Genomic DNA, 11,537 nt, shown 5'->3' with positions numbered 1-11,537 from the left:
CTCTGCCCGGGCGGATTGCTGAACAGGAGGATTTGATTCATGGCAAAAGAAATCATGCTCAAGTATGGCTGCAACCCGAATCAGACACCCGCCCGTATCTTTATGAAAAACGGCGCCGAACTGCCCCTTAAGGTACTGAACGGCCGCCCGGGTTATATCAATTTTCTCGATGCACTCAACAGCTGGCAGCTTGTCAAGGAGCTGAAGCAGGCTACCGGACTTCCATCCGCTGCTTCCTTCAAGCATGTAAGCCCAGCGGGTGCGGCAGTCGGCGTTGAACTTTCGGAAACGATGAAGAGAATCTGCTTTGTGGATGACCTGGATCTTACCCCTCTTGCAAGCGCCTACGCGATGGCCAGAGGAGCAGACCGCATGTCTTCCTACGGAGATTTTGCCGCCCTTTCCGACGTGTGCGACAAAGAAACAGCGCTGCTTTTAAAGCGTGAGGTTTCCGACGGCGTTATTGCACCCGGTTACACCGATGAGGCACTTGAGATTTTGAAGCAGAAACGCAAGGGAACCTACAATATTATTGAGATTGACCCGTCTTACAAACCGGAACCGGTCGAACATAAAGATGTTTTCGGCATTACGTTTGAGCAGGGACGCAATGAGTCAATCATTAACGAAGACCTGCTGAAAAATATTGTGACGAAGAACAAGGAGTTGCCGGAAGCAGCCAAGCGCGACCTTTTGATTTCGCTCATCACCCTCAAATATACTCAGTCCAATTCCGTTTGCTATGTCAAGGACGGCAAGACCATCGGCGTCGGTGCGGGCCAGCAGTCGCGAATTCACTGCACTCGCCTTGCGGGCAACAAGGCAGATGTGTGGTTCCTCCGCCAGCACCCGAAGGTCATGGGCCTTCCGTTCAAAGAGAACATCCGCCGTCCGGATCGGGACAACACCATTGATGTTTATATTTCCGACGATTATATGGATGTGCTCGCGGACGGAATCTGGGAGCAATTCTTTACGAAAAAGCCGGAACCGCTTACCCGTGAAGAGAAAAAAGCGTGGCTTGCCAAGCAGACCGGCGTTGCACTCGGCTCAGACGCATTTTTCCCGTTCGGCGACAACATTGAGCGGGCGCATCGTTCTGGCGTGTGCTATATTGCGCAGCCCGGCGGTTCCATCCGGGACGACAACGTGATTGAAACCTGCGATAAGTACGGTATGGTAATGGCCTTTACGGGCCTTCGTCTGTTCCATCATTAATGGGGAAAGGACGGAGCTGATATGAAAATCCTTGTAATCGGCGGCGGCGGCCGTGAGCATGCAATCGTCCGCAAACTGCTGGAAAGTCCCCGCGTTTCTAAGCTTTACTGCGCGCCCGGTAACGGCGGTATTTCCAAAGATGCCGAATGTGTCCCAATCTCTGCTATGGATATTCCGGGCGTTGTGAAGTTTGCCAAAGAGAATGAGATTGACCTCGTTTTTGTTGCACCGGATGACCCGCTTGCAGCAGGAATGGTAGACGAACTTCAGAAAGCTGGAATCCGCGCCTTCGGCCCGACGGCAAAAGCGGCGGAAATCGAAAGCAGCAAGGTGTTTTCTAAGAACCTGATGAAAAAATACCATATTCCGACGGCTGCGTACGAGGTATTCGATGACCCCTCCAAGGTGCTGAATTATATTGCTTCGCGGAATACCTATCCGACGGTCATTAAAGCAGACGGCCTTGCTCTTGGCAAAGGTGTTATCATCGCGGAAAATTACGAAGAGGCACAAGACGCCGTAAAGACCATCATGGAAGACAAAAAATTCGGTGCATCTGGCAACCGGGTAGTCGTCGAAGAATTCCTGACCGGGCCGGAGGTTTCTGTGCTTGCTTTCACAGACGGCAAATGCGTCAAACCGATGGTGTCTTCCAAAGACCACAAGCGCGCATTAGACGGCAATCGAGGCCTAAATACCGGCGGTATGGGTACCATCAGCCCGAATCCGTTCTACACCCCGGAAATTGCTGAAGAATGTATGAAAACAATTTTTCTCCCGACGATTCACGCAATGAATCAGGAGGGCCGGCCATTCAAGGGATGCCTGTATTTTGGCCTGATGCTGACGAAGGACGGTCCAAAGGTTATTGAGTACAACTCTCGCTTCGGTGACCCGGAAACGCAGGTCGTGCTTCCGCGCCTGAAAACCGATCTTGTCGATATTTTGGAGGCTGTCATTGACGAGCGCCTGGAACAGCAGGACATCGAATGGAGCAACGAGGCATGTGCCTGCGTCGTCATGGCTTCTGGCGGGTACCCAGAGGCATATAAAAAGGGTATTGAAATTCATGGCCTGAATGCTGACGGGCAGGTCGACGGTGTTACCGTTTTCCATGCCGGGACCGTGTGGAAGGATGGAAAGTTTTACACGAATGGCGGTCGCGTCCTCGGTGTTACCGCCCTCGGGAAAACACTGGACGAAGCCCTTGCCCGTGCGTACAGCGGAGTGGATAAAATCCATTTCGACGGCGCACATTACAGACACGATATCGGTAAGTGATTTCTAACTTCAGCATGGCTTGAAATCCAAGAGGAAGCGTCATGCTTCTTCTTGGATTTCTTTATTCGCACATCGACGGTAGGATAGGATGAAGTGTAAAATGGATTTTATCAAAGCGAAAGAGTCGGATTTGCCTGCTGTGCTTGCTCTGTATCGTTCGGTTATCGGTACGGGCGGAAGTACTTGGAATAAAAATTATCCAAGCATGGAAAACTTGCAGAACGATTTTCAGACCGGCGCCCTTTATGTGTTCAAAGAGAACGATGATTTGATTGGCGCTGTCTCTCTTGTGACGAAAAATGAGCTTGACGGGCTGGATTGCTGGAAAATCCGCGACGGTACACAGCGGGAGTTTGCAAGGCTTGTTGTTACTCCGCAACATCAGGGCAAGGGATATGCAAGGGAACTGGTCAATCGTGTGCTTTTAGAGTTCAAAAAAGACGGCTGTCATGCCGTACACATTCTGGCGGCAAAATCCAATACTTACGCTGTTAAACTATATCGTTCGTTAGGCTTTGCGTTCTGCGGCGAGTGTTCTCGTTACGGCAACGAATATTATGCCTGCGAAAAGATACTCTGAGAGATAAAGAAAAGGTGCAGCCCATGAGGACTGCACCTTTTCTTGTTATATGGAATGTCTTGGACGATATCTTGGCCTGAATATGACGGCAAAGAGTTTAAATACAAGAAAGCCGAGTAAACATCCTACCGCGTTCAAAATCACATCTTCGGTTCTGACAGCACAGATTTCCGAACCACAGAGAATGTTGTCCACAAGCTGAAGCGATTCTATGAGAAGTGGAATCAGAAGCGAAATAAAAATCATGTGCCAACCTCGGATTTTTGGCTTGATAATCGGAATCAGAATCCCGAACGGCATAAAAATCAATACATTCCCGACGAGAATCCAGAGAAGCTCCGACCATTTTCCGCCCACAAAGGCGCTGTTAATGAGGTCAGGTGCCGAAAGGAACGGAACCCAAACGATGGAATGAAGAACCCATTCGGTTGCAGCGGGAAGCATGTGCCAGCGCTCTTTCGGTAGAATCGGAACTGTCAGCGCAAATAAAGCACCGGCATACAGAAAAAGCAGGGCAACGGCAAATTTCTTTCCGGCGCTTAGCCTGCGGAAGAACAGCGCAAGGCAGACCAGGAAAAGAATCAGCGAAAAGACAATTGCTTCCGGCAATGAGAGCAGCGACCCGTTGCTTCCGCCGGAAAAAAAGCTTTTCCAAACTGTGCGGAGCAATTCCGTTACATTCAAGGCGGGACAACCTCCCATCATACATGATATTTAATTCATTATATCCCGCATTTCCCGTGAATTCAACGTATAAAGCTGTAAAATCGCGCCAATAATTCCTTTGCAACAAATTGCGGAGGCGATTTTACATGAAAATATGGGAAAAATCTATATGCCTTGCTTTGGTGTTTACGATTCTTGTCAGTTTTACGGGATTTACCGCTCGGTGTGAGAATATTCCGAATCATGTCCTTCGTCTGCATATTCTTGCAAATTCAGATTCTAATGCCGACCAGGCCTTGAAGCTGAAGGTGCGCGACCGCATCTTGCAGGAAAGTGCCGGAATGCTTGACGGCGTGAAAAGCAGAGAAGACGCGGAAAAGGTTGTCTCACAGAACCTTGAGAAAATCCGCGCGATTGCACAGCAGGAAGTTTACCATCAAGGTTACCGCTACCCAGTGAAGGCTGAGCTTACAAATATGTATTTCCCAACCCGCCAGTATGGGAATGTTACTTTGCCCGCGGGAATGTATAATGCGCTGAGAATTACCATCGGCTCAGGCAGCGGCCATAACTGGTGGTGCGTAATCTTTCCGGCGCTTTGCCTCCCCGCTGCCGAGGCTCCCTCGAAAATCAGCGATGTGCTAGACCAAAACGAGACAGAAATGGTCTGCAATGAAGATCAGTATGTTGTGAAATTCAAAGTGGTGGAGTTATACGAACAATTCCGCAACTGGATTCAGGATCAGCCTATTTTCCGAAACAGCAATGAACAGCAGTCCACAGAATCGGTCAGTTCAGCCGTAGAGAGCAGCGTGAATTGAGTTTTCGTTCCCTTCCCGTTTATGTTATAATAACCGGGATAGGGGGAATTCCGATGCTGCAGCTGATCTTGGGCCGCTCCGGGAGCGGCAAGACCTATACGGTTCGTTCCACGCTGAAAACACTTGCGGAGAACGGCGCCGAGCGCTTGATGCTCATTGTCCCTGAGCAGGCATCTTTTGAAAACGAACGTGCCATGCTTCACCTTTTAGGAGACCGCGGCGCGAGAAAAGTAACCGTCACGAGCTTTACACGGATGGTAGACGCTGTGCAGCGAAAATACGGCGGTTTTGCCGGAAGACGCCTCGATGACGGGGGACGAAGCATCTTTATGAGCCTTGCCCTCGAGCAGGTGCGCGACCAACTGAAGGTTTTCCGAAAGAATTCGGAAAGTACGGAACTTGTCGGCCTGCTTCTGCAGATTTCGGCTGAAATGAAAATGTGCGGCATTCTGCCCGAAAAACTGGAAAAAGCATCCCACGGCATTGTGCAGAGCACGCTTCGCCAAAAGACGGAGGAAATCGCGCTGATTCTCTCCGCTTATGATGCACTTGTCGCTCAAAGCTTTATAGACCCCCTAGATGATTTGACGAGGCTGAAGGACATTCTTTCCAAACACGATTTCTTCACAGGATACACAGTCATGGTAGATGCTTTTCAGAGCTTTACCGTTCAGGAATATGAAATACTTGAAATCATACTCCGCCAGGCAGACATGGTTTCCGTTACGCTGTGCACAGACAGCCTGGATGGTCCGGAAGGGGACTTGTTCGCCATCGGGCGAAATACAGCAAAAGCGCTTTTGCGCTTGGCTGCTGAAAACGGCGTACAAGTGAAAAAACCCGTGTTTCTGCAGGGCGGAGCACGCTTTGCCAACCCCGCACTTGCTGAGCTGGAAAAACGGGTTTACCGCCCCGGCTTTGCACCTTGGAATGAGGCTTGCAGCGGGGTGATGATTTATCAGGCAAAGGACCGTTATGACGAAGCAAATTTTGTGAGTGCTTCCATCAGCCACCTTGTGCGTGAGGAAGGCTATCGGTACCGTGACTTTGCAATCATTATCCGCTCCACGGAACCGTATGACGGCATCCTTGACGCGGCGCTGGAGCATTGGGAAATCCCGTATTTTATGGATCGCCCGGAACGAGTGGATGCGGAGCCGCTGATGCGGCTGCTTCTCAGCGCGTTTCGCATTGTAATCTACGGTTTCCGGTCGGACGATATGTTCCTTTACTTAAAAACGGGACTTGCCGGCCTGACGACAGCTCAAATTTCAGAACTTGAGAATTATACATTCGTCTGGAACATTTCCGGCAAAAAGTGGTGTGAGGAATGGACGGAGAATCCCGAAGGATTTTCCGGCCCGATGGATGAAAAGCAGGCGCAGCGGCTGAAAGAAATCAACGAAAGCCGCCGCATAGTAGTAGAACCGCTTCAGCGGTTCGCAAAGCGAGTGGGAAATGCGGAAGGAATCCAAATCGCAGCAGCTGCTTATCAGCTTCTCTGTGATGTTCATGCGGCGGAACATCTGCGAAAATATGCGGAAAAGCTCGAACAAGACGGAGACCCTGTGCTGGCCGAGCGAGAGCTCCGCACATGGGACCTTCTGATGAGTATTCTTGACCAGACAGCGCTTGTCATCGGCAAGACTAAACTTTCGTGTGAGCGATATGCAGAGCTTCTGAATTTGATTATTTGCTCCAGCCGAATGGCAAGCATTCCGCAAAGGCTTGACGAAGTGCTGGTGGGAGACGCGAACCGAATCCGGGCGGAAGGCCCCAAAGTGGTGTTTGTCGTAGGCGCGGTTCAAGGAGAATTCCCAATGGCGCCGGGCGGCGACTGTGTTTTCAGCGACAGGGAACGTCGGGAATTGATTCGCCTCGGTCTGCCGCTGAATGATACGATGGTCGGCGTGGTGCTTCAAGAGCGCTTCCTTGCCTATTCGGCGCTGACAGCCGCATCGGAGAAACTCTACATAACGTACCCCGAATCCGACGGGGCCGGTAAAGCTTTATTGCCGTCTACCATTCCCGAAGAGACGAAAAAAGCACTTCCGCAGATTCCTGTGGTGGATGCAGAGGATTTTTTGCCTCTTTGGTTTGCGTGTGCAGAAAAGCCTGCACTGGAGCTTGCAGCGCAGAAGTGGAATTCAAACGATGAGCTTTCTGCTTCTTTAAAGGAAGTCTTTGCCCGCAGAGAATCCGGAAGCAGACTAGCTGCAGCGGGCAGAGCCGCCGGAAAACAGCCGGTTTCTTTTCAAGACAAAACCCTTGCGCGGTCGTTCTTTGGAAAGGACATCCGGCTTTCTGCAACCCAGATTGAAACATTTGAAAAGTGCCGGTTTCAATATTTCTGCCGCTATGGGCTGAATGTTCAGGAACAGCGGCCTGCGGAACTAAATGCGCTGGAGTACGGCAGCCTGATGCATTACTTGCTGCAAAGGCTTTTTCAGGAGCTTGGCAGTGAAAAAATTCTCACTCTCTCGGAAAAGGAACTTCATGCCGAGATTCTCGGCTTCCTTGACGATTACGTCAAAAACAACTTCGGGGATATGCAGGCGAAAACCCCGAGATTTGTCTATCTCGTTTCCCGAATCGCCGATTCTGCGCAAATCGTTGCGCTACATATTGCCAAAGAGCTTTCTCAGAGCGGTTTTGTCCCGACAGATTTTGAATTGGAAATCGGTTCGTCGGTAGGAGAACTAGTCATTTCGCTGCCGGATGGAAGCAGCGTTCGGATTGACGGAAAAATTGACCGTGTGGATATCATGGAGAAAGACGGTGTCAAGTATCTCCGAATTCTTGACTACAAGACCGGAGAAAAAGAATTTCGTCTTTCAGACCTTTTGTACGGCCAGAATATGCAGATGTTGATTTACCTTGCGGCGCTTTGTGAAAACGGCAAAAAGAGGTATGGAGAGTTTCAGCCGGCCGGTGTTCTCTACATGCCGGCAAACCGGCCGTCGCTTTCGGTAGCCCGCGGAACAGCTGCCGACAAACTGGAAAGTAAGTATGACGAAAAGCTGCGCATGGACGGTTTGGTACTGGACATCCCCGAAGTCATCAGCGGCATGGATTCATCGGAAAAAGGAAAGTACATTCCGGTAAAACTGAAAGACGGCGTTCCGGATAAGCTCGACCACGTTGCTTCTCCGCAGGAGCTTCAAGCGATTCTGGAATATTTGAAACAAACGATTGCCGAAATGTCGGTGGAACTGCAAAAGGGCAATGTCGCCGCTTTACCGCTGAACGGCAGCAAGTTGGATGCCTGCAAGCAGTGCCCGTACCGGCCGGTGTGCGGGCATGAGAAGGACGACGAGGTTCGGCTGATGCAAGATTTCAGCAGAGATGAAGCGATGAAGGAAATACAAGGAGGCGGAAACAAATGAGCAGAAACTGGACACCGGATCAGCAGGATGCCATTCAAGCGCGCGGCGGAACGCTTCTCGTTTCCGCAGCGGCAGGTTCCGGAAAGACTGCCGTCCTTGTGCAGCGCGCCATTGAGCGCATTACGGACAAGGTCCATCCGACAGATGCCGACAGGCTCCTTGTAGTAACCTTCACAAAAGCGGCGGCGGCCGAGATGCGGGGGAGAATTGATGAGGAGCTTTCCCGCCTTCTGGAAAAGGATCCCTATAACCCATATCTACAGCGGCAGCAGCTGTTGCTTTCGCATGCACACATCAGCACAGTTGATAGCTTTTGCTTGGACCTCGTGCGCCGGAATTTCTACAAGCTCAATCTCCCACCGGATATCCGAATCCTCGACGACAGCGAAATCTCCATTCTTCGCGCCGAGGCGTCAGCGGAAACGCTGGAAGAATTCTATGAGAGCGGCGATGCGGAATTCTTCGATTTTGTGGAATCTTTTTCTTCCGGACGTGACGACGCTCAAGTTGCAGAAATAGTGGAGCGGCTTTACGATTTCGTGCGCTCGCATCCGTTCCCAAAGCGCTGGCTGGCCCAGAAAGCTGCACTCTATGAGAACAACGCCGCTGCAGCAGAAACAGTATGGGGCAAAACCCTCCTCGCTTTTGCTGCGGATGCGGCGGAATACTGCGAGGCGCTTATTCGCGATGCGCTGTCTCTGGCGGCAGAGGATGAGGACATCTTAAAAGCCTACGGCGATGCCCTCCGCTCCGATCTTGCCCAGCTTAAAGTGCTGAGAGAAGCGATTTCCGCCGGTAATTGGGATGACGTAAGACGTATTTCCGGAAATTTTGACTGGCAAAGTTTGAAACGTTGTAACAGCTGTGCAGATGAAACTTTAAAAAAACGTGTTCGCGATTTACGAGATAATGTAAAAAGCACAATGAAAAAAATTGCGGAAAAGTTTTCCGCTTCCGACGAGCAGTGCCGGGAAGACATCGCTCGGCTGTGCCCTATCGTCAAGAAATTGTTTGAAGTGACGGAGAGGTTTTCCGAGATTTTCGACAAGAAGAAAAAAGAACATAGGGCAGCCGATTACAGCGACATCGAACACTGGGCTTTGAATCTTCTCGTGCGGGAAACGGAAGATGGGTATGAGCGAACAGCGGAAGCCGAAGAACTGTCTTCTCAGTTCGACGAGATTATGATTGACGAATATCAGGACACCAATGAAACACAGGATATGATCTTCACCGCTGTTTCCCGAAACGGGAGCAACCTGTTCATGGTTGGCGATGTGAAGCAGAGCATCTACCGGTTCCGTCAGGCCATGCCGCAGATTTTTCTCCGCAAGCGCGAGGAGTTTCCGCTTTACAATAGAATAAAAGACAATTATCCGGCATGTATTGTGCTTGACCGGAATTTCCGCAGCCGTGCCGGAGTAACGGACGCGGTAAACTTTGTCTTTTCGCAACTGATGAGTCGTCAGGCTGGGGAGATGGAATACACAGACGAAGAAAAGCTCGTTCCGCAGGCAGAGTATCCGCCCACAGAGGAACCGGCTGCCGAGCTAGATGTGATTGATCTTTCCGCGTCGGAGGACGATAAGACTGCAATTCAGGCGGAGAGCCGCCGCATTGCGGAGTTGATTTACGGCATGATGGATGGCACTCCGAGAATTACGGACCACGGAAAACTGCGCCCTGCCTGCTACCGTGATTTCTGTGTCCTTCTGCGAAGTGCGAACCGCCCAGCGCATGAATATGTGAAGGAACTGACTGCGCTTGGAATTCCGGCGTGGGCAGATACTTCCGGTGGCTTCTTTGACACCTATGAAGCGGGAATCGCGCTTTCGCTCCTCCAGACGGTCGATAATCCGATTCAGGATATTCCGTTGCTCGCGGTCATGATGAGTCCGCTCTATGGCTTTACCGCCGATGATATGGCGAAAATCAGGCAGAATGACCGTTTCAGCAGGCTTTATCCGGCGGTTGTAGCCGCGGCAGAAAGCGGAAACAAAAAGGCGTCTGATTTTCTCAGTCAAATCGAAACATTCCGCACGCTGGCGGCTTCCATGCCGTCGGATAGGCTGATTCGTGAAATTTTTGAAAGAACCGGCCTCTTTGAAATGGTTCAAGCCATGCCGAACGGAGATTTGCGCCTTGCGAATCTGCGGCTGCTTCTGCAGTATGCCAAAAACTATGAAGCATCGGGCTACAACGGCCTTTCAGGGTTTCTGCGTTTTCTATCCCGCTTGCGCAGAAGCAACGGCGACCTTTCGGCAGCCACATCGCTGACGGAATCCGCGAATGTTGTGCGGGTTATGAGCATCCATCACTCCAAAGGCTTGGAATTTCCAGTTTGCATTGTGGCAGGGTGTGCACATAAATTTAACCGCGAAAGATCGTCCGTCCTGCTTCATCCGGAGCTTGGCCTGGGCGCATACTTAAAAGACGAAATCGGCGTGCGTTATAACACCATGCCGCGCGAGGCGGTCAGCCTTGAGCTTTTGCGGGACGATATGAGTGAGGAGCTGCGCGTGCTATATGTTGCCATGACCCGTGCCCGGGAGAAACTCATTCTCCTCGCAACGCTCAAGGATGCTGAAAAAACGCTCCGCAATCTGTCCATGAAAATCATTCCGGGAAGGCGCATCCAGCCTTATGTAGTCCGCTCGGCTGCCAGCATAGCCGATTGGCTCCTGTTGTGCGCACTTCGGCATCCTGACGGAAGGGAGCTTCGTTCCATTGCAGGCGTTTCCGAGGAAATCACGGTGCCGGCCCAAGAAAAGTGGGAAATTAAATACATAATGCCGGAGAAATCTTTCGAGGAAACGCAAGACATAGAGGAGATACCGGAGGCAAAGCCAAATCCGGAACTTGTAAAAAAGATTGAAGAAAATCTTTCTTATCGTTATCCGTATGCGGCTTTGAGTAGCGTGTCCGCAAAGGAAGCCGTTTCACAGATTGCCGGAGAACAGTTTGAGGCGCGTTTCGCCGCCTCGTCGCGTCCGGCTTTTCTCAGCGAAAAGGGACTTACTCCGGCGGAACGGGGAACGGCACTTCACGCTTTCATGCAGTTTGCGGATTATGAAGCCGCCGCTCAGGACCCGCAAAAGGAACTGGAACGTCTGGTAGCGGAAAAATTCATTACACAGGAACAAGCAGACGCAGTCGACCTTAGTTGCGTCAAAACTTTCCTAAACAGCAGCCTAATGAAACGCATTGCCGCGTCTCCGCATTTCGAGCGAGAAGTGCGTTTTACCGAGGAAATCCCCGCCGGAGCAATCAACCCGGAGCTTCCGCCTGCTTTAGAAAATGAATTGGTGGTCGTTCAGGGCGCCGCCGATTTGCTTTTTGAGGAAGACGGCGAATTGGTGCTCGTTGACTTCAAAACAGACCATACCGAGGACGCGGATGCTCTTTGGGAACGCTACCGCATGCAGCTGAAGCTTTATTCCGAGGCTTTTGAGAGAAGTTTCGGAAAACGGATTAAGCAATGTTTGCTTTATTCATTCCATCTCGGGCGCCAAGTGACAGGAAAGTTATAAAAAGAAGGACTCCCGTTGATCCATCTCAGTGGAAAGGGAGTCCTTTTTATATTTT

Annotated in this window: 7 protein-coding genes; 6 read left to right on the top strand and 1 reads right to left on the bottom strand. The window is 50.9% G+C overall.

The window, feature by feature from the left end:
• The first annotated feature begins 39 nt into the window (after nt 1–39).
• The 3 genes from NOG13_RS04515 to NOG13_RS04505 all read left to right on the top strand — a co-directional run bounded on the left by NOG13_RS04515 (nt 40) and on the right by NOG13_RS04505 (nt 3,079).
• Nucleotides 40–1,218, top strand: coding sequence for a phosphoribosylaminoimidazolecarboxamide formyltransferase (locus tag NOG13_RS04515; protein ID WP_283111079.1), 1,179 nt, complete (start codon nt 40–42; stop codon nt 1,216–1,218).
• 21 nt (nt 1,219–1,239) lie between these two features.
• Nucleotides 1,240–2,499 (top strand): phosphoribosylamine--glycine ligase, encoded by a 1,260-nt coding sequence (gene purD / locus NOG13_RS04510; protein ID WP_283111078.1) that lies wholly within the window; start codon nt 1,240–1,242, stop codon nt 2,497–2,499.
• 100 nt (nt 2,500–2,599) lie between these two features.
• Nucleotides 2,600–3,079 carry a GNAT family N-acetyltransferase gene (locus NOG13_RS04505; protein WP_283111077.1) on the top strand — a complete coding sequence of 160 codons (480 nt, stop codon included), beginning with the start codon at nt 2,600–2,602 and terminating at the stop codon, nt 3,077–3,079.
• A gap of 45 nt (nt 3,080–3,124) precedes the next feature.
• Here the strand turns inward: NOG13_RS04505 and NOG13_RS04500 are convergent, their stop codons facing one another.
• Nucleotides 3,125–3,763 carry a VanZ family protein gene (locus NOG13_RS04500; RefSeq protein ID WP_283111076.1) on the bottom strand — a complete coding sequence of 213 codons (639 nt, stop codon included), beginning with the start codon at nt 3,761–3,763 and terminating at the stop codon, nt 3,125–3,127.
• A gap of 128 nt (nt 3,764–3,891) precedes the next feature.
• Between NOG13_RS04500 and spoIIR the strand changes: the two genes are divergently transcribed.
• The 3 genes from spoIIR to addA are packed head-to-tail and all read left to right on the top strand — an operon-like array spanning nt 3,892 to nt 11,482.
• Nucleotides 3,892–4,566, top strand: a complete 675-nt coding sequence (spoIIR, locus tag NOG13_RS04495; RefSeq protein WP_283111075.1) for a stage II sporulation protein R — start codon at nt 3,892–3,894, stop codon at nt 4,564–4,566.
• A 53-nt stretch (nt 4,567–4,619) separates the two neighbouring features.
• Nucleotides 4,620–7,952: a PD-(D/E)XK nuclease family protein gene (locus tag NOG13_RS04490; RefSeq protein WP_283111074.1), complete on the top strand. Its 3,333-nt coding sequence runs from the start codon at nt 4,620–4,622 to the stop codon at nt 7,950–7,952.
• The gene (addA, locus tag NOG13_RS04485) at nt 7,949–11,482 is read left to right on the top strand and encodes a helicase-exonuclease AddAB subunit AddA (RefSeq protein ID WP_283111073.1); all 3,534 of its coding nucleotides are present in this window, start codon (nt 7,949–7,951) and stop codon (nt 11,480–11,482) included. Before NOG13_RS04490 ends, addA begins: the two co-directional genes overlap by 4 nt.
• The last annotated feature ends 55 nt before the right edge of the window (nt 11,483–11,537 follow it).

Source organism: Thermocaproicibacter melissae, assembly GCF_024498295.1.
GTDB lineage: Bacteria > Bacillota > Clostridia > Oscillospirales > Acutalibacteraceae > Thermocaproicibacter > Thermocaproicibacter melissae.
Note: the sequence above shows the minus strand (reverse complement) of the source record. Positions and strands in the feature narration are given on the sequence as shown.

What these genes read in the sequence shown, in the direction of transcription:
- NOG13_RS04490 (WP_283111074.1), top strand. Translation starts at nt 4,620, where the DNA reads ATGCTGCAGCTGATCTTGGGCCGCTCCGGGAGCGGCAAGACCTATACG.
- addA (WP_283111073.1), top strand. Translation starts at nt 7,949, where the DNA reads ATGAGCAGAAACTGGACACCGGATCAGCAGGATGCCATTCAAGCGCGC.
- NOG13_RS04515 (WP_283111079.1), top strand. Translation starts at nt 40, where the DNA reads ATGGCAAAAGAAATCATGCTCAAGTATGGCTGCAACCCGAATCAGACA.
- spoIIR (WP_283111075.1), top strand. Translation starts at nt 3,892, where the DNA reads ATGAAAATATGGGAAAAATCTATATGCCTTGCTTTGGTGTTTACGATT.
- NOG13_RS04505 (WP_283111077.1), top strand. Translation starts at nt 2,600, where the DNA reads ATGGATTTTATCAAAGCGAAAGAGTCGGATTTGCCTGCTGTGCTTGCT.
- purD (WP_283111078.1), top strand. Translation starts at nt 1,240, where the DNA reads ATGAAAATCCTTGTAATCGGCGGCGGCGGCCGTGAGCATGCAATCGTC.